Genomic DNA, 18,793 nt, shown 5'->3' on the forward strand with positions numbered 1-18,793 from the left:
GATGCTAGTCCGGTACAATTGATCGCGGGCCACTGGGTAAGCCATGCGCTGCCGGGCGTTCGCCAGCGCGGGCCTAACTAGCGGGCCAGGATTAGTTCCGCTGCGCGCGAGGCAAGCGCCATCGTTGGCGCGTTTGTGTTGCCGGCGATCATCTCGGGAAAGACCGAACAGTCGACCACGCGCAGCGCTTCGATACCGCGCAGACGTAATTCACCGTCGAGGGGAGAGGAGTTATCACGTCCCATGCGTACGGTCGCGGTCGCGTGCAGGCCCGAAGCGCCCCAAAGGCGATAGGCATCCAGGATCTCGTCATCGCTCCGCATGCTTGCGGTCGCTTCGGTTTCGCCCACTACAAAGGGCTCCAAAGCGGGCTGCGCCATAATCTTGCGAAGGAACCTGACAGCACCGATAACCGCGCGGCGATCGCTTTCGGCGGAGAGGTAATTCGGATCGATTGTGGCGGGGCCGTCGGGGTCAGGTGAGGTGACGGTTATCGAACCTTCGCTCTCAGGGCGCAGCCGGAATGAATAGAGGCTCATGCCTGGCGCATCCTCGAACTTGAAGCCGCCCGTGCTGCGCTCGGTCGAATAGGGCTGGAACATGATCTGCGTGTCGGGCCGCGTGGATTCGGGCAGCACGCGCGCGAATGCCGCCGCCTCGGACGATCCGTAGGAAAGCGTCCCGCTACCAAGCAAGACGTGCCGCGCAACATTTCCGAGGAGCCTGGCTCCGGAGAATTCGCGGTTCGAACTGTCGCGCCAGTGCCGCAAACGGAAATTGAGCGAAAGGAGAATGTGCTCGCGCATGTGGCGCCCGACGCTCGGGCTATCGAGGATGACCGGTATGCCAGCTGCGCGCAGAGCTTCAGCAGGTCCGATCCCCGAGAGTTGGAGTATGCGCGGCGACATCAATGCACCGGCGGCGAGGATCACTTCGCCGCGCGCTACAAAACGCACCGCTTCGCCGCCACGGCGCCCTTCGACCCCAGTGGCGCGCCCACGGTCAAGCGTCACCCGATCAATGCGAACGCCCGTCGCGACGTGCAGGTTGGGCCGACGGCGTGCGCGGTCGAGAAAAGCGCGCGCACTGCTGACGCGGCGTCCACGCGCGTCGATGTTCCATTGCAGTGGGCCGACGCCTTCCTGAGCAGGTCCACTATGGTCCTCCTTTGCTGGAAGCCCAAGTTCCGTACCTGCCGATATCCATGCCTTGGCAAGAGGCGTGGGCGCCGGGTGTGTTTTCACTGCTACCGGGCCGCCCGTACCGCGTGTGGCGCTTGCGCCCATCGCGTGATCCTCGAGCCCACGCAGGTGTGGCAGCATCGCATCCCAAGACCAATGTGGCCCTGCAAGTTCAGCCAGCCGGTCGTAGTCCTCCTGCTGGCCACGGTTCCAAACCATGCCATTTACCGCGCTCGATCCGCCCAGCATCTTGCCGCGAACCCAGATTTCCGGGCCTCCGCCCCCTTCGCGCTGATTGGTGGTTGCATAGTAGTGCGCGCGATCGGGCATCGTGAGAAGCTTGCCGAAGCCTTTGGGCATGGTAACGAGCATATCGGAGTGATCACCGCCCTCCTCAAGCAGGAGTACGCGATTGGCGGGGTCCGCCGATAACCGCTCGGCCAGCACGCAACCAGCCGATCCGGCGCCCACAATGACGTAGTCGAACGCCGCTTGTGCTTCGGCCAAGTTCAAATCTCCTCCATGTCGAAATCAGCCTTCTCGGCGCCGCAGTCCGGACATTTCCAGTCGTCGGGTACATCTTCCCAGGCTGTGCCGGGGGCTATTCCGCTCATCGGGTCGCCGGTCGCCTGATCGTAGACCCAACCGCAGTTCATGCACATCCAGGCTTTCATTGATCCCCTCCGCTATCCGCTTTCAGCTTGCGTCGAACTTCACCCAAAGATGCTCTGGAACGCGGAGCAAGTGGCCGATTATGGCAGGCGCCGGCTTGTCGGGATCGAGCCTCAGGTTCGGCATCCGGTCGAGGATCGCGTTCAGGGCTCGGGTCATTTCCACACGAGCAAGGTGCTGGCCGATGCACAGGTGCGGGCCGCTGGCGAAGGCAAGGTTGCGCACCGTGTTCTTGCGGAAGATATCGAACTTGTCGGGTTCGGGAAACTTCTCCGGATCGCGGTTGGCCGACGCAAGCACGGTATTGATGTAGGTACCCGCCTTGATCGGATGCCCCATGATTTCGGTATCCACCGAGCAGTAGCGGAATGTGGAACTGACCGGGCCTTCCCAGCGCAATGCCTCTTCGATCGCGGCAGGGATGAGGCTGCGGTCCGCGATGACTGCGGCAAGCTGGTCGGGATGAGTCAGCAGCGCGGTGAGCAGCACGCTTGTACCGCGATAGGTTGTGTCGCCGCCGGCATTCATCAGCTGGCGAAGGAATGATACGAGTACGTCGTCGGGCAGCTTCTCGCCATCGGCCTCCACGTTGGCGAGGTGACTGATGAGGTCGGGCCCCGGGTTAGCGCGCTTCTGGCGCAGGAGCTCCGTGAAGAACGCGCCTAGTTTGCCACTCGCCTCGGGGCCTTGCGGCAATCCGATCGACGAGAGCAACTGCGCGATTGCGAGCTTGTGAAACGTTGGGCCCTGCGCGGGATCGAGTTCGACCTGCGCGTAGATAACCTGGAACGGGTAGTGGTGGGTGAACTCCTCGATGAGGTCTGCTTCGCCTCGGTGGATGAAGTTTTCCATGAGCCGGCTAACCACCGGATCAACCACGCTCTCGCCCCATTTCGCCACGACCTGCGGCAGGAACGCCTTCTGGAAAATCTTGCGAAAGCGGGTGTGCTCGGGCGCGTCCATCACCGTCACGGTGTTGCCGAACGATTTGCCGAGGTTCGGGGCGAAAGCCTCCTTGTTGCGGAAGATCTCGGGATTGGTCAGCACGTGGAGCACTGCGTCGTAGCCAAGAACCATGACCTGCGGCAGGTGTCCCATCTGCGCATCGGGAACGTCGGTGAACTGCATGCGGTAGCTGCCTTCGATCACCGGGCTACGTGCAGCCAGTTCGTGGATGCGAGGGTAGGGATCGGGACAATCGCCGGTAGACAGTTTTTCGACAACAAACGGATCGAACGACTGATCGACGAGGTCTTCCAGCTTGGGCATCACGGTCATGCTTTCCACTCCAGGTCCAGGGCGGCAACAACCGCTCGGGTAATAGGCAGGATCGGGTCGTCTTCCGGTCGCTGGGCGTTGAACATGCGGTTGTGGCAGACAGCTACTGCGAGCCGCTGTTCGGTATCGGCCCAGCCGAGCGAGCCACCCGCGCCCGGGTGCCAAAGTACCTTCGGGCCCGGTACACGATGGCCACCCAGCCAGTAGCCGCCAGTGCTCAGCGGGATGGGGATGCCAAACATGACAGGATCGGGCTCGTCGCCGTTCTCGCGCATCGCGGTGAAGGTGCGCACGCGCTCCTCGGATAGCAGCCGAACCCCGTCGAGCGCGCCGCCCTCGGCAAGCATTGCCCAGAAGCGCGCCTCGTCGCGTGCATTGAAGATGCCGCCCACCCCGGCAATGCAGGCGCGCTGCACATCTGGACGGCCGAAGACCCGCGGTACGAGATCGACCGCGTACGGCATCGATTTCGCATACAGCGTGGCAGCGGGCGGGGGAGGATCATTCTCATTACGGTTGGACATCACCGCGACACGGTCCGCGACAGCATCGGGCATGCCGATCCAGAGATCTGTGAGGCCCAGCGGCTTTGCGATCTCGTCCTGCACGAAGGTTCCAAGATCGCGGCCGGAGGGATCGGAACGGCGCACGATCTCGCCGATGATCCAGCCGAAGGTCATCGACTGGTAGAGCGTCTTTTCTCCCGGCGGGGCGAGCGGCTCCATCGCAGCGATCTGCGAGGTCATCCAGCCGGTGTCGCACATCAATTCGGGAGTGACGCCTTCGGGCATCAGCGGCACTCCGGCACGGTGCGTGAGGGCATGGCGCACGGTCGCAGCGGCCTTGCCGTTTTGCGCAAATTCAGGCCAGTAAGCTGCAATCGGCGCGTCGTAGTCGATCAGGCCCTTTTCGGCCTGGATATGAAGCGCCGTGGCAGCGACGGCCTTCGTTACCGAGTAGACGTTGTAGAGCGTATCTTCGCTCGCAGCCTTGTTGCGGACAGGATCGGCCAAGCCATCCCACACGTTCAGGACCTGCCGTCCTTCATGGTAAGCCACGACATGGACTGCTTCCTCGAGCCCCGCGTCTATTGCCTGCCGAATGGCAGCGCGGATCGCGCTGTCGTCGATCTTTGTAGAGGCCGTCATAATCAGGTGCGCCACTTGAGATAAAGTTTGTCCACGCCGTTCACGCTACCTGCCGCGAACACCGGCGGGCGCTCGGGATCGATTGTAAAGTCGGGGATCGCAGGCAGCCATTCCTCAAGGAATACGATCAGCTCACGCCGAGCGAGCACATTGCCTGGACAGATGTGTGGGCCGGCTCCGAACGCGGCATGCTTGATGCTTGAAGGCTTTCGATGGAAATCAACCTCGAACGGCCGCTCATTGACCCTGTCGTCCAGCCCGTAGAGGCATTTGGGAGCTTGGATCATGTCGCCCTTCTTGAACTTCAGCCCCTTGTACTCGAAGTCCATCGTAATTTCGCGTGCGGTGTTGGGCAGGCCGAAGCGGCGGAGGAATTCCTCGCAGGCGACCGGGATCAGCTTGGGATTGTCGATCAGTTCGCGCCGCTGCTCGGGGTGTCGGGCCAGATAGTGCGCCACGAACCCTAGCTGCGAGGCGACCGTGTCCAGCCCGCCGACGAGGACCAGCATGCTCATCGCCATGATCTCCATAGGGTTGAGCGCCCGGCCCTCGACTTCGCCGTGGACGATCATGGAGAGCAGGTCCTCGCCCGGCTTTTCCTGCCGTGCGGCAATGTGTTGCATCAGGTAGCCGACCAACTCGCCCTGATTCTTCGTCTTGGCCTCGATATCGGCACTGCGCACTGCGATCTCTACTCGCGGCAGCAGCCACTCGCGATCCTCTAAGGGGAGGTCCATCATCGAGAGGAACACCTGGATCGGCAGCACTTTGGCAAACTCGTCGATGAATTCGCACTCACCGCGGGGCTTGAGCTTCGCGACCAGCGCCTGAGCAGTGTCGCGAGCGATCTGGGAGAAAGCGCGAACCTTCTGAGGTGTGAAGGCCGTCATCAGAAGCTTGCGGTACGGGGTATGCTCGGGCGGATCGAGCGAGAGCGGGATCGACTTCACCCTTCCAGGAACGAGCGGAATGTCGAATTCGTTGTGACTGAAGTGCTCGTGATCGATCTGGATCACATCAATGTCTGCCGCGCGGGTTGCGATCCAATAGCCACCGTAGCGGGGAGTCCACACGATATCCGGACCCTTGTGAAGCACGGCCCACGCGCTCTGGATATCCTCTGCCTCACCACGCTCAATCGCGTCGACCAGACTGAAAAAATCGAAGTCGACCACCAGTTCAGGCGGCACATTGTCTGGAATTGCTGCCAGAGTATCCGATGTCACTGCCAATCTCCCATTTGTGGCGACCGTTATTGGCGCCATCGAATCTCAGATCTGGCGCCTTTCTGACATAACGACAAAAAATGTCAATGTGTCAGGAATGGCAATCGTCAAACCTAATAATCCAATAACGTGGTTATCTGATTTTGGCTTGACGGGCAACGTCCCGTCTGGTGAACCGGAGGTATCGATAATCGTAGAGAGGATTAGGTGTGGACCTCGGTTTTGGGCCCGAATATGACGCCTTCCGCGCCGAGGTGCGCGCCTTCATCGCGTCTCATTGGCCGCCCGAAGACGGCGATCTCAAAAGCCATGCAAATGAACGTGCCTTCATTGTTGCCGCCATTGAGCAGGGCTACATGCACCGCTCGATCCCTCGCGCTTACGGCGGATCGGAGCAACCGTACGACATTGCGCGCGCCGAGATCATTCGTGAAGAACTGACTCGTGCCCGAGCCCCTTCGGGCCGGATTCCAGGCAATGGGCTTGTCGTGCCGACGTTGCTCGAATGGGGCACCGAAGAACAGAAGCAGCGGTTCATTTCGCCCACGCTGACTGGCGACATCGTATGGTGCCAGGGCTTTTCCGAACCCGGCGCAGGGTCGGACCTTGCTTCGCTCCGCACACGTGCCGAGCTCTCGCCAGACGGAACCAAATGGATCATCAACGGCAGCAAGATCTGGACAAGTCACGCGCACAAGTCGACTCACATCTTCTGTCTTGTGCGCACTGAGCCTGGCGCTCCGAAGCACGCAGGCATCTCTTACCTCCTGATCGACTTGCGCCAGCCAGGCGTCACCATTCGACCGCTCGTCCAGATGACCCGGCAGAAGGAGTTCAACGAAGTCTTCTTCGACAATGCCGAGACACCGGTCGACATGCTCGTGGGTGAACGCGGGAAGGGCTGGAACGTCACCCGATCGACGCTCAAGCACGAACGTTCCGGCATCTCTGCGATGACCTGGCCGCTTTCAATGTTTCGCGATCTCGTCAAGTTGCTGAAGGAGGTCGAACGCGACGGGCAACCGGCAATAAAGGACCTGCGCATCCGCGAGGAACTCGCCGCGATCGAGGGGGAGTTGATGAGCCTCGTCTACTCGACCTACCGCTCGACCTCGCTCGACATACACAACCAGCCTGGTGATACTTTCTCGACCATGCGCAAGCTCTATATGACCGACCTTGCTGGTCGCATGGCCAAGCTGGCCCGCGACGCTGTGGAGGACGACTTTGCCGACATGGGCGGCGCGCGCCTCAAGTGGATCGAACGCTTCATGATTTCGCTGTCGATGTCGATTGCCGGGGGAACCAGCAACATCCAGCGCAACATCATCGCCGAAAGGGTGCTTGGCCTGCCACGCGAGCGGACGAGCGAACGCGCTGCCAATAGCCAGGGAGCCGCAGCATGAATTTTCTTCTTTCTCCCGAACAGCACGCACTCGTCGACAGCGTCAGCGGACTCTTGCGCGACAGGTGTGATGCACTGCACGTTCATCAGGTGTTCGACACCCCCGGCGAGGCAGCGTTCGATGCAGCGCTCTGGTCTGCGCTGTCCGAACTGGGTGTGCCGGCGATCATGGTGCCTGAGGCGCACGGCGGGCTTGGGCTCGAGCTGATCGACCTCGCGATCGTTTCCGAGGCGCTCGGCCGCGCAGCAGCGCCAGTGCCGTTTCTCGGCCACGCGCTCGCTGCGCTGGCGATCTCGCTCGGCGGTTCGGAAGAGCAGCAGGAACGATGGTTGCCGGCGCTTGCCAGCGGCGAGAAGATTGCAACCGTCGCCTTCGGCGAGGGCCCGGGCCGTTGGGCACCGGATGAATGGACGCTTCTGGGTGAAACCCTGACTGGTACCAAGACAATGGTGCCCAATGCAAAAGAGGCCGATCTTATCGTCGTCGGGCTGGGCACTGGCGCATTGGCGGTAGTCGAGAAAGGCGCGGGCTTTACCGTGGCCCGGCTCGATGTTGCCGACCGTACCCGTCCGCTCGATACCGTCACGTTCACCGATGCATCGGCCGAACTGCTGGCGAACGGCACCGTCGCTGCACCGCGAGTGTTCGATGCCGCTGCCGTGCTGCTCGCTGCCGACGCCTTTGGTGGAGCCGATCATTGCGTGAACATGTCGGTCGAGTACGCGAAAATCCGCGAGCAGTACGGCCAGCCGATCGCGGCTTTCCAAGGGCTGCGCTATCAGCTCGTCGCCATGGCTCTGGCCACCGAACCGGCGCGCGGGCTGTACTGGTTTGCAGCGCATGCCTGGGATGCGCTGCCCGACAAGGCTCGCCACGCCGCTGCGCAGGCCAAGGCGCATCTTGCCGAGACGTATCTCCAGATTACCCGCGATACAGTCGAGGCGCACGGCGGCATCGGCTTCACATGGGAACACGACACGCACATCTACATGAAGCGCGCAATGCTTGATTGGGCATGGCTCGGCACGCCCAGCCGACACAGGCAGCGTGCTGCTGACTTGGCTGGCTGGTGAACACGCAGGCCCAAGAGGCAGTGTTGTACAGCGCTGCGGGAGGCGTTGCACAAATCACGCTCAACCGGCCGGACCGCCTCAATGCCTCAAACCGTGCGCTAAGCCAGGGTCTGACGGCCGCGTTCACTCGCGCAGCAGTGGACCCGCAAGTTCGCGTGGTGTTGCTGGCCGGTGCGGGGCGAGCCTTTTGCGCCGGTGCGGACCTGCAGGTCCTGGACGAGATATCGGCCGGACCTGATGCAGCCCATTCGGGCTCGAACGGGCTTCGCTACGATGGCATCACGCGGCTTGAAAAACCAGTGGTTGCAGCGATCAGGGGCGCTTGCGCTGGCATCGGCCTTGCACTTGCCTGCGCGGCCGATATCCGTATCGCGGCCGAGGACGCCGTATTCGTTGCGCCATTTGTGAAGCTTGGGCTGCCGGCCGAAGGCGGGCTCGCCTGGCTGCTGTCACACGCGATGGGGCCGGGCAATGCGGCCGAATTGCTTTTGTCGGCGCGACGGATGGGCGCAGGCGAAGCACTTGCCAAGGGTCTTGTCGCGCATGTGCTGCCGGTCGAAGGTTTTGGATCAGCCATGCTGGCCTACGCGCAGGACCTCGCAAGTGGGGCGCCGGCAAGCTTCGCAGCAATTAAGAAGCAGATCTTTCAGGCGGCCACGCACGATTTTGCAACCGCGCAGGACCACGCTGCGACGCTTGCCCTCACAATGCTGCAGGGGCACGATTTTCGTGAAGCTGTTGCTGCACGGCGCGAAGGCCGTGTGCCAGCTTTCGCGCCCATAGCCGGTCGGTTCGATCCTCCGGTAAGCGAGGGCTGACCGTGCGTCATGCCAGGCTCAGCCAGTCTTCCGTTCGCTAAACCTTCGGAACTGCGATGTCTTCCGAGGCGCGGAGACGATTCACAAGGTCCGGGTTGCTGGTCAACATCCAGCCGACGCCGCACTCACCCGCTTCCATGCGCCTCGCCGCGTCATCAAGCATATGCAACGCACCGCTGATGGTCGGTACGGTGTTGCGTGCCTCGGTCGCTACCCCAGCAGACTTGCACCGTACGGCCTCCATAGCATCCCTCGACATCGCCACGTCCTCATCTCTTGATTTTCATATAAACAAGTGCACTGATTTGGTAGTCAGCCAAAGGAGAGAACGATGATCCGGACAATTGAGGAGCGGTTGGCTGCGGTCGAAGCGCAGCTCGCAATCAGGCAACTTGCCAGCAGCTATGCTCGTGCAGTGGACAGCCGCGATATCCAATTGCTGGGCGAACTGTTCGCGCCGCAGACACGCTTTGGCGAGCATGGCACGGGTGCCGCAGGCGCGCGCGCCTTCTATGGACCCGTGCTGGCTCGCTTCTACCGCAGTTTCCATCAGGTCGTCGGCCATGTGATAACAGACCTTGGCAGCGAGACCGCACGGGGCACGGTCTATTGCCGAGCCGAACATGAGGATGGAGATCAATGGATCGTCAACCTCATGGTCTATTTTGACCGCTATGTCGCGATAGAAGGCCGCTGGCTCTTCCTGGGCCGACGCCCACGCTTCCTTTTCGTGGGCGATGCGCGTGAAGCTCCGCGCAGCGTCGACTTCAACAAGTGGCCCGGGCGTGAGGAGGACTTCGCCTGCGAGTTGCCTCAAAGCGATGCAAGCTGGAACAGCTACTGGAACGAACGAGAGGCCGAACGGGCCCAGGTGACGACCTTGCCCTGATCCGCACCTTGCACAAGCCTCAGGTCAGGACGAAGCGAGAGGCCTCGGCAAACGGCAGCAACTCCTCGCCTCTCTGTACGCGGCCGACCCATGCCGGGTCGTGCATGATTGCGCGGCCCACCCCGACGAGATCGAACTCACCGCGCGCAAGCCGCTGGGCTACATTGGCGATGTTCTCGCGCGCTGCGTCCGATCCACCTGTGCGTTTGGAATCGTACACGCCCGAACTCAGGCCGACGCCGCCTACCGTCTGCGCAGCCTTGCCGGTCAACTTCTTGGCCCAGCCTGCCAGGTTGAGGGACGACCCTTCGAACTCAGCCTTGTCGAAATAGCGCTGGCTGCCGTCGAAGATGTCGACGCCGGCATCAGCTATCGGCCCCAGGATTTCACCGAGCTGGCCCGGTGTCTCTGCCAGCCGCGCGCGTACATCTTGTTGTTTCCATTGCGAGAAGCGGAAGTTGATGACTGGCTCCAGCCCGATTTCGCGCCGGATCGCCTTGACGAGTTCGACTGCAAACGCGGCGCGACCGATGTGGTCGCCGCCCCAGCGGTCGGTACGGCTGTTGGTACCATCCCACAGGAAATCATCGACCATGTAGCCGTGAGCGCCATGAATGGCGATACCGTCGAAACCGACGTCCATTGCATATCGTGCGCTGCGGGCGAAACCTTCGATCACGTCGACGACTTCTTCGTCGGTCATGGCGCGCCCGGGCTTTGCTGCAACATTGCTAAGATATTCAGGCGTCACCATCGCAGTGCGATCCAGCGGACCCCAGACACCTGATGGCCGGACGGTTTCGACTTCGGGGTGCGGTCCGGTTCCCATCTCGCGCATCACGCCCTGATGCCAGAGTTGTGGCATGATTTTGCCACCTGCCGCGTGGACCGTGTCAACGACGGCGCGCCATCCTTCGAGCGCGCAACGCCCGTACATGTGCGGAGCGTTGTCACCATCGACGCCGCTGCCACCGAGCGCGGCAGGGTGATCGACGCCGACACCTTCGGTGATGATCAGCCCGCAATCGGCCCGTCGGGCATAATATCCGGCGACGTCCTTTCCCGGCACTCCACTTGGCGAGAACCCGCGCGTCATCGGCGCCATGACAACGCGATTTGCGAGCGAAAGGCTGCGCAGCGCGAAGGGTTCGAAAAGCGGGGCAATCTCTGCCTGGAATTCAAGGGACATCGGGGGCCTTTTCGATCTGAAGGCGGGAAGGAAGCCGCAAAGCGACGATCGCGACTGCAAGGGCGGTGATGGCGCCCCAGGCAAAGACTATGCGCCAGGTGCCTTCGCTGGCATGAGTTCCAGCGCCGGGCGTTGAGAGCAGCGTGGCGACCACTTGCGCGCCGATCGCCATCGCGGTTGATCTGATGACAACGATCATTCCGGTTGCCTCGCTCACCCGCTCAGGGGGGCATGCGGACACAACCACGACCGGAACGGTAACGAAGACCATGCCAAGCCCGACCATCTGGATTGCCAGCCAGACCTCGACCACGACGACCGAGCCGTGCACCAGGACGAGGCCGGTGAAGCTCGCGGCCATCAGCAAGCCACCAAGCAATGCCATCGTGCGCGGCCCATGGCGAGCGACGAGGCCGGCAAAGCGCGCGTAGATGAAGCCGGCTGCTATGTTGATCGGCGTGAGCAGCATGGCTGCGCCTGTGGCTGAGAGGCCGAGGCCGGCTCCGCTTGAGGGCGGCTGCTGACCGAACTGCGCCATCATCTGGCCCGACTGGAACGCACCCAGGGCGGCGAACACCAAAGCAAGATTGGCAAGAGCGATCTGCGGCACGAGCAGGAGCCGAACTGAGATCAGCGGCTGCGCGACGGTCAGTTCGCGCCAGACCCAGATCGCCAACAGCGCAAGGGACACCACGATCCACAGCCAGCTGCGCGGGTCCGCCATGCCACTGTGCCCGATCTCCTCGATGCCCAGCAGCAGGCCCACTATTCCGGGCGCGAACAGCAGCCCACCCACAACATCTTCGATCCGGGTGGAGCCGCGGGGTGGATCAGCCGCAACGAGGCGCCACACGCCTAGAAGTGCGAGCACCGAGAGAATGGCAAGCACGGTGAACACCGCCTGCCAGTCGAACAGGTCTACGATAACCCCGCCGACGAGTAGTCCCAGTCCAGCGGAAATGCTGGCAGTTGCAGAAATCAACCCAATGCCGCGTGGCACGAGCGCAGGAGGTGCACGCTCGCGGACAAGGCCGATGCACAGCGGCATCGATGCCCCGGCAAGGCCCTGCAGCGTGCGCGCGAGCATCAGGGGGCCGGCGCTGCGCGTGAAGCAACCGATCAGCGAGCCGATCACGGCCGCAGCCAGAACCGCCAGCAGCACACGGCGCCGACCGACAACGTCTCCCACCCGGCCGAGCAGTGCGCCGCCGACTGCGGAGGAAAGGATGAACGCCGTGACCAGCCAACCTGCGGCTGCGGCTGAGCCGAGATCGACAGCGAGCTGGCGCAGCGCTGCGAAGAGCATGACCAGACCGAGCGTGGCAACAACTTCGGTCATCATCAACGGTACGATCATCGCCACGAAACGCGCGTTTTCCGCAGGGCAAGGGCTCTCGTTCATCCGCTTTTCCCTTGCTCCCTTCGCGTCACCCGCGCGGCATGCCCAGGATACGTTCGGCAACGATATTGCGCATGATCTCGTTCGAGCCGCCTGCGATGGTCCAGCCGTAGCTCTTGAGGAAATCCTGGAAGCGCAGGCGACTGGAATGTCCGGTGCCGGGGATCGCCGGCTCCCACTTCATCGCTTCCATCCCCTCGGCACGAAGCAGGAACTCGCTGTAGCGCTGCAGGAACGGACCGAAGGTCAGTTTGATGAAAGTGGGTAGCGTCGGGGAGGCCTTGTCCGGATTGGCTTCAAGCTCGATCAGTAGTTTGCGGATCATGAGGCGGATGGTCTGGAGTTCGGCCCAGTACTGCGCGTACTCGCGACGGAACTGTGCGTCCTGCATCCAGCTTCCGGCGGCGTCACGTCCGTCGAGTGCGAAGCTCCGAGCCAGCCGCTCTACTGCGCCAAATATCAGAAGACCGCGCTCGGTCGACAACGTCGACTGCGCGATCATCCAGCCGTTGCCCTCAGCTCCGATCAGGTTTTCGACCGGGATCCTGACGTCGTCCATGAAGATTTCGCAGAACTCGGCTTCGCCCGTGATCTGCCGGATGGGGCGGACCTCGACGCCAGGGGACTGCATGTCCATGATGAAATAGGAGATGCCGTCATGCTTGCGCTTGCCGTTCGGGTCGGTACGCGCGAGCAGCAGGCAATAACGGGCGTTCATCCCGCCCGACGACCAGATCTTCTGGCCGTTGACCACGTAGTGGTCGCCCTGCCGGACCGCGCTGGTACGCAGACTTGCAAGGTCCGAACCTGCGCCGGGTTCGGAGAAGCCCTGCACCCACATATCGGTCCCGTTGACGATTCCGTCGAGGTACTTGTCCTTTTGCGCTTGCGAACCGTGCTCAAACAGCGTCGCCGGGGTGTGGAACAACGAAATGGTGAACATATCGAGTTCGGGAGCGTCAGCGCGGCAAAGCTCCTCGTATACCATGATCTGGTATGCAAAGGGCAGACCGGGGCCACCCCATTCCTTTGGCCAGTGCGGCGCGGCCAGACCGACCTTGCGCCGCTCCTCCAGCCACGTGATGATCAATGCCCGAAGGTCGCTCTCGCGCGCCGACTGCCACTTGCCGCGCCACGCCGGATCAAGCGTGGCAGCAAGCCAGTCGCGGATCTCCCGACGGAATGCAGGTTCGTCGCCGACTTTGCCAAGAATGTCGAAGGCACGGGGCGTGCCCTCCGCACTCACGGTCTCCAGGCCGATGCACTCGAGCAGTTCGGCCACGCTGTCGAGCGTTGCGGAGCGGGTGCCCCACAGGCACTCGTTGACCTTGGCGCGCTTCAGATAAATGTGCGGCACGTACTCGGCCGTAAAGCCGACCCCACCGTGAAGTTGGATGCAGTCGCGTGCCACCTCGGCGGTCAGCCGTGTGGCATGCTGCTTGGCCGAAATGGCGTAGAGCAGCGCTTCAGGATCGGCGGCGGGTAGCGCTGCAGCCTTTTCGAGCAGCTCTCGCGAGGCAGCGAGCGCGGTGTGGTGATCGGCAACGCGATGCTTGAGCGCCTGAAACGAGGCGATCGATACACCGAACTGTTCGCGTCCCAACATGTACTCTATCGTCGCTGCCAGAACGGCCTCGCCGCCGCCCTGCGCGTCGCCAGCGATCGCCAGCATTGCAGCCCGCGTTACCGCGGCTTCGGCAGCGGCGTCAGCAGCAACAAACGAGGCATCGTCGATCGCCACACCATCGAGCATGACATTCCCCATCGAGCGGGAAGTATCGACAAGAGCGAACCGTTCAATGGCAATGCCAGCGGCATTGGCAGGCACGACCAGCCAGCCGGTGGCTCCACCACGGGTCGCGCGCAGGAACAGGTGAGTCGCGCATGGGGCGTCGAGCAGGTCGTTCACCTTGCCGCTTGCAGCCTCGCCATCGGCCACAAGCGGCGCGCTTGTCGTGGCTGCGAAGGCTGCACGCACCGATCCCTCCGCAAGCCCGCCAAGCAGCGCGCCTCCTTGCGGATGATCAGGTGCGCTTGTCAGCAACGCAGCGGCCAGCGTGGTACCCAGCATAGGCACCGGTGCGACAGAGGAGCCGAATGCCATGTGAAGTCGCAGGGCAGCGTCTGGGCCAAGGCCAAGCCCGCCATGGGCCTCCGGCACCGTCAGCGCGGTCCAGCCAAGATCGGCCATCGTCTGCCAAAGCCCCTCTTCGAAGGGCGCATCCGTCCCGAATGAGTGCGCAATGGCCTTCTCGCGCGGCCATTCCGCGCCCAGCATCTCGGCAAAGCTTTCGGCGAGAACGCCCAGTTCAATCGTTTCGTCCATGGTTCTCATTCGTCGATAAAGTTGGGGTTGCGCTTCTCTGCGATTGCAGTGGCCGCTTCGCGATGGTTGACCGAGGTCCACGATCTGGTCTCAAGCCGCAGCATCTCGCCCATGTAGGCTTTTGCCTGATCGATGATCGCGAGATTGAGCGCCCGCTTCGTAGTCTGTACCGCACTGGGTGATAGTGCGAGCAGCGCATCCACCCAACGCTGCACGGCAGCATCGAGTTCGGCGCGCGGCACCGCCTCGGTGACAAGGCCCTTTGCTGCGGCCTGTGCGCCGGAAAGCGGGATACCGGTGAGCAGGTGTCGCCGCGCCTCGACGATGCCGACCAGATTGGGCCACAGCAGCGCGCCGCCGTCACCCGTTGCCAAGCCCACCTTGACGTGCGGGTCGCCGATCTTCGCATCGTCGACCATGACCGTAATGTCCGCGGTGAGGGCCACGCTCGCGCCGAGCCCCATCGCATGCCCGTTGATGCGCGAGATGACCGGCTTGGTGCACTCCAGCGCACCGACGATCAGCGCCCGTGCTTCCGCCATGCCGACCTGCCAGTGGCCGCGGTCGCCCCACAGTTCGACCATGCGATTGATGTTTCCCCCCGCCGAAAACGCCTTATCGCCCGCGCCGGTCAATACGATCACCCTGACCTGCGGATCAGCCGAGGCATCGGCCCAGATGCGGCCAAGTTCGTCATGCGCCTCGGGCGATGGAGAGTTCATCGGCGGGTCATTGAGCATCACCGTCAGCACGGGCCCATCAAGCGTTATGTCGAGACCGACGTATTTCGAATACCGACCGCTCACCCGATAATCCTCCTAACTGGTATACTATATGTCATGCATCGAACTCGTGACTCGGGCAAGCCCTGATTCATCGATGCTGGCGAAGACACCGATTACGCGATCGCGGTCGGGACCTTGATTGATCAGGACAGGTCAGGACGACCGCTTGGCCTTCAGCTCTGCCGAGACCTCGGCCATGATCCTTGGGACGCTGTAGCGCTCGGCTTCACCGGAATAGGGTGCCTGTGCGGCAAAGGCCGCCGCGACCTCGGCATGGCGTCGCTCCGCCGCTTTCACTGCGTGGGGATGGGTGACGATCAGGAATTCGCCCTTGATCGTACCCTCGACCGTTGCCCGCGCAACCGGTCCGGCCGACATTGCGCGGGCCTGCATCGCCGCGACAAATTCGGGATTACCGCCCGGCAGCGCGATGCCTTCGGGTCGCCGGCCTTGCCCCAGTCCGCTTGCCACAAGACCCGGGCAGAGCACGCTTATGCTCACATTCGTCGGCAGTTCGGCGCGCAGCACGTCGGCAAGCCCAAGTACTGCATGCTTGCTTGCGGTATAGATACCCGCGCCGGCATGCTGCAGCCCGAACGAATGCTCAGAACCTGTGACGCAGAGCCGACCGCCCTCGATCTGCTCCGCCAGCATTGTACCGAAGACGGCAAGGGTGCTCCACGCTCCACGCAGGTTTACCCCCAGTATCCAGTCGACCTCGGCCGGCTTCATCTTCAGCAACGGCCCACTCGCGATGACACCGGCATTGGCGAACACCAGATCGGCACCGCCCATTTCGCTCCGCGCGCGCTCTGCCAGCGCTTCCACCGCCGCATGGTCCGAAACGTCGCAGACCTGCCACAGCACACCACCGCCGATCTGCGCAGCGGTTTCGCCAAGCAACGGTTGATTGACGTCAGCCAGCAGCACCTGCGCACCTCGGCCAGCGAGTTCTGCGGCAATTGCCCGCCCGATACCCGATGCGGCCCCGGTCACCACCGCGCGCTTGCCGGAAAGGTCCGTCACATCGTTCTCCCGTCAATCGTTGCCGCCGTTTTCGCGCGAGGGTTGCCAGACGCAGACGATCAGATCGTGCGGGCGGAGGAAGCGGAGACACTCCACCTGCCTTGCATATAATCATCTAAAGGATATGGGCTGGCAAGCTTGCATTCGCAGACCCGGCGCACGCCGGGCTTCAGGCAACCGCGGCAATGCTCGCCTGGATCTGGCGGATCAGGTCGACCTGGCGTGAAAGTCCGGTTTTCTGGAACACCTGGCGCAGATATGCCCGGGCGGTCATCACCGAAATTCCGAGATTCTGTGCTGCCTGCGACAACGTGAGCCCTCTGCTGAGCAAAAGCGCGAGCGCCGCTTCGCGGCGCGTCAGGCCAAACAGAGTGGCGATGCGCTGCGGTGAGGGCAGGGACTCCCGGCCTTCGGCCCGCAGGTACAGGATTGCGCGGGTAGCGTTGGCCCAGGCGGGCTCTGTGGCCTCGCACACGCGGTAGAACAGCAGTTCGATGCGGCGGCCATCGTTCGTCTCGAGGCCGAGCAGTTCCTCCTCGCTCTCACCAGACAAGATTCTGCCGAGCGCCTTGTTGAGCCGCTGCTGATCGGACCCCGCACTTGCACTCAAGCGCCCATCCTCAAGCGTGATCGACGCTTCCGCAGCAAGCCAGTCAAGCGTCGAAGATTCTGACGCGAGCACGCGGCCGGTCTGGTCGATACGCAACAGCCCGGTAGCGCGTGCTCGCAGCACTCTGGCATAGGCGTCGCGCTGGTCGTTCGCCTCGCGCCATGCGCCGAACAGGGACAGCGCCGGAGAGAACAGTCTTGCGATTCGCTCCAGTTCGGCGCGCTCGACCGAACCAAACGCTTCGGCACTGTTTCGCGTTACCGACAGCCATGCCTGAAGTCCGTTATCCGCTGCGACCCGCACGATCATAAGTGCGCGCATGGCGAGCGGTGCGAGGAATTGGGCGAGAAACGGATGGCCTTGGCCATCGATGAATTCCTCGATGCCGTAGACCCGCAGCGGTGTCATGCGAAAGTAGGGGATCGGATCGTCCGCCGGCCGGTAGAAGGCATGGGGATCTCCGGCGGCCAACACTTCGGCGGCAAAGTCCGCAGTCATGAATGGCTGCTCGTGATCGGCCCTACGGAAAATCAGGTTTGCGTGTGTACCTTCGAAATAGGCACGCATCAGAACGACAAAGGCTTCCCAAGGCGGGTCCGTGGTCACCCCGCGCATTGCGGCCACAGCCATCTCGTCCAGTTCCGGAATTGCCTTCCTCCCGATTACCCTCAACCGAGGGTATTGCCCCAACTATACCCGACGTAACCTCATTTCAAACGGGCGGATGACGTGTCCGGAGGAGAGTGTGATGCGCGGATTGGTGTTCAACGCCGTGGGAAAACCGCTGGAGGTCGCAAGCTTGCCTGATCCGGAACCAGCCGAAGGGGAGCTGGTAATCCGGGTTTCGCGCTGCGGGGTCTGTGGCACGGATCTGCATGCGACGAGCGGGCATGGCATGACCTTGCCTGCCGGCAGCCAGCTCGGTCACGAATACGGTGGCGAAGTCGTTGCGATAGGCAAGGGAGTCGAAGGGTGGCGCATCGGCGACCACCTGTCAGCATTGCCGGTCGTCGGGTGCGGTCATTGCGAAGGGTGCAGGACCGGGATCGACATTCTCTGCAACAACCAGTGGCAAGGTTATGGCGGCGGTCTGGCTGAATATGCCAAGGTCAGCGCGCGCGGAGCAACTCGGCTGCCGCAGACGGTCAGCCTCGTCGATAGCGCGCTGGTCGAACCGCTCGCGGTCGGCTGCCGCGCAGTGCGGCTGGCGAATCCGGAAAAGGATGCAAGGGTACTGATCATCGGGCCTGGCCCGATTGGATTGTCAGTATTGTTCTGGCTGCGCCGCCGCGGGGTCGAGAACGTAGTGCTCCTCGCTTCCAGTGGGCGTCGGCGCGACCTTGCAGCAGGAATGGGCGGCACCCGGTTCGTGGTCGAAAGTGACGGCGCGAAGGAGGATATCCAGACGATCCTCGGTGGTGCACCCGACGTGGTGTTCGAGGCGGCCGGCGTGCCGGGCGTGTTTGGTCGCGCGGTCGATCTGGTCAAACCGCAGGGGCTGATAATGGGGCTGGGCTTCTGCATGCAGCCCGATCCCATCGTACCGGCAATGAACTTGATGAAGGACGTCACCATGCGCTGGTCGATCATCTATACCCGCGAGGACTATGCAGCCTGCGCCGACGCACTCGCTGCGGAGGGTTATCTTGCTCGAGCGATGGTGACCGAGACGGTCGGTCTCGACGCCGCACCTGCAGCCTTCGAGCAATTCCGCAAGGGCATCGGCGGCGGCGGCAAGTTGCTGGTCGATCCATGGATCTGATGAGC

16 protein-coding genes are annotated in these 18,793 nt (G+C 62.7%); 5 read left to right on the forward strand and 11 right to left on the reverse strand.

Annotation, left to right across the window (positions count from 1 at the left end; translation table 11 throughout):
- Nucleotides 1-77 precede the first annotated feature (77 nt).
- The 5 genes from IQ25_RS16155 to IQ25_RS16175 are packed head-to-tail and all read right to left on the reverse strand — an operon-like array spanning nt 78 to nt 5,505.
- A complete protein-coding gene (locus tag IQ25_RS16155; protein WP_144907310.1) occupies nt 78-1,688 on the reverse strand; it encodes a GMC family oxidoreductase in 1,611 nt (536 codons plus the stop codon).
- A gap of 2 nt (nt 1,689-1,690) precedes the next feature.
- Nucleotides 1,691-1,855, reverse strand: coding sequence for a rubredoxin (locus tag IQ25_RS16160; RefSeq protein WP_144907311.1), 165 nt, complete (start codon nt 1,853-1,855; stop codon nt 1,691-1,693).
- A 22-nt stretch (nt 1,856-1,877) separates the two neighbouring features.
- A complete protein-coding gene (locus tag IQ25_RS16165) occupies nt 1,878-3,131 on the reverse strand; it encodes a cytochrome P450 (RefSeq protein WP_144907312.1) in 1,254 nt (417 codons plus the stop codon).
- On the reverse strand, nt 3,128-4,279 hold the full coding sequence (locus tag IQ25_RS16170) for a serine hydrolase domain-containing protein (protein ID WP_144907313.1): 1,152 nt from the start codon (nt 4,277-4,279) through the stop codon (nt 3,128-3,130). The genes IQ25_RS16165 and IQ25_RS16170 overlap by 4 nt, the downstream gene beginning before the upstream one ends.
- Before the next feature lie 2 nt (nt 4,280-4,281).
- Nucleotides 4,282-5,505, reverse strand: coding sequence for a cytochrome P450 (locus IQ25_RS16175; RefSeq protein ID WP_220094552.1), 1,224 nt, complete (start codon nt 5,503-5,505; stop codon nt 4,282-4,284).
- Between the two features lie 209 nt (nt 5,506-5,714).
- On the opposite strand from IQ25_RS16175, the gene IQ25_RS16180 reads away from it, so the two are divergent.
- From IQ25_RS16180 to IQ25_RS16195, 4 genes are all read left to right on the forward strand, one after another.
- Entirely contained in the window at nt 5,715-6,911 is a 1,197-nt protein-coding gene (locus IQ25_RS16180) for an acyl-CoA dehydrogenase family protein (RefSeq protein WP_144907315.1), read from the forward strand.
- On the forward strand, nt 6,908-7,984 hold the full coding sequence (locus tag IQ25_RS16185) for an acyl-CoA dehydrogenase family protein (RefSeq protein ID WP_144907316.1): 1,077 nt from the start codon (nt 6,908-6,910) through the stop codon (nt 7,982-7,984). Before IQ25_RS16180 ends, IQ25_RS16185 begins: the two co-directional genes overlap by 4 nt.
- A 23-nt stretch (nt 7,985-8,007) precedes the next feature.
- Complete coding sequence (locus IQ25_RS16190) at nt 8,008-8,802, forward strand: enoyl-CoA hydratase-related protein (RefSeq protein ID WP_158637768.1); 795 nt, start codon at nt 8,008-8,010, stop codon at nt 8,800-8,802.
- 331 nt (nt 8,803-9,133) lie between these two features.
- A complete protein-coding gene (locus IQ25_RS16195) occupies nt 9,134-9,691 on the forward strand; it encodes a nuclear transport factor 2 family protein (RefSeq protein WP_144907318.1) in 558 nt (185 codons plus the stop codon).
- 19 nt (nt 9,692-9,710) lie between these two features.
- Here IQ25_RS16195 and IQ25_RS16200 read toward each other — a convergent pair whose 3' ends face one another.
- The 6 genes from IQ25_RS16200 to IQ25_RS16225 all read right to left on the reverse strand — a co-directional run bounded on the left by IQ25_RS16200 (nt 9,711) and on the right by IQ25_RS16225 (nt 17,656).
- Entirely contained in the window at nt 9,711-10,880 is a 1,170-nt protein-coding gene (locus IQ25_RS16200) for an NADH:flavin oxidoreductase (protein ID WP_144907319.1), read from the reverse strand.
- Nucleotides 10,870-12,282: an MFS transporter gene (locus IQ25_RS16205; protein ID WP_144907320.1), complete on the reverse strand. Its 1,413-nt coding sequence runs from the start codon at nt 12,280-12,282 to the stop codon at nt 10,870-10,872. Before IQ25_RS16205 ends, IQ25_RS16200 begins: the two co-directional genes overlap by 11 nt.
- 25 nt (nt 12,283-12,307) lie before the next feature.
- A complete protein-coding gene (locus IQ25_RS16210; RefSeq protein ID WP_158637769.1) occupies nt 12,308-14,605 on the reverse strand; it encodes an acyl-CoA dehydrogenase in 2,298 nt (765 codons plus the stop codon).
- A 5-nt stretch (nt 14,606-14,610) separates the two neighbouring features.
- A complete protein-coding gene (locus IQ25_RS16215) occupies nt 14,611-15,411 on the reverse strand; it encodes an enoyl-CoA hydratase/isomerase family protein (protein WP_144907322.1) in 801 nt (266 codons plus the stop codon).
- Nucleotides 15,412-15,543: 132 nt separating this feature from the next.
- The gene (locus IQ25_RS16220) at nt 15,544-16,416 is read right to left on the reverse strand and encodes an SDR family oxidoreductase (RefSeq protein WP_144907323.1); all 873 of its coding nucleotides are present in this window, start codon (nt 16,414-16,416) and stop codon (nt 15,544-15,546) included.
- 169 nt (nt 16,417-16,585) lie between these two features.
- Nucleotides 16,586-17,656 carry a helix-turn-helix transcriptional regulator gene (locus IQ25_RS16225; protein ID WP_144907324.1) on the reverse strand — a complete coding sequence of 357 codons (1,071 nt, stop codon included), beginning with the start codon at nt 17,654-17,656 and terminating at the stop codon, nt 16,586-16,588.
- A gap of 118 nt (nt 17,657-17,774) precedes the next feature.
- On the opposite strand from IQ25_RS16225, the gene IQ25_RS16230 reads away from it, so the two are divergent.
- Nucleotides 17,775-18,788 (forward strand): alcohol dehydrogenase catalytic domain-containing protein, encoded by a 1,014-nt coding sequence (locus IQ25_RS16230; RefSeq protein WP_158637770.1) that lies wholly within the window; start codon nt 17,775-17,777, stop codon nt 18,786-18,788.
- Nucleotides 18,789-18,793: the final 5 nt, after the last annotated feature.

Origin of the sequence: Novosphingobium taihuense (genome assembly GCF_007830315.1) — a bacterium.
In the GTDB taxonomy this organism is placed as follows: Bacteria; Pseudomonadota; Alphaproteobacteria; order Sphingomonadales; family Sphingomonadaceae; genus Novosphingobium; species Novosphingobium taihuense.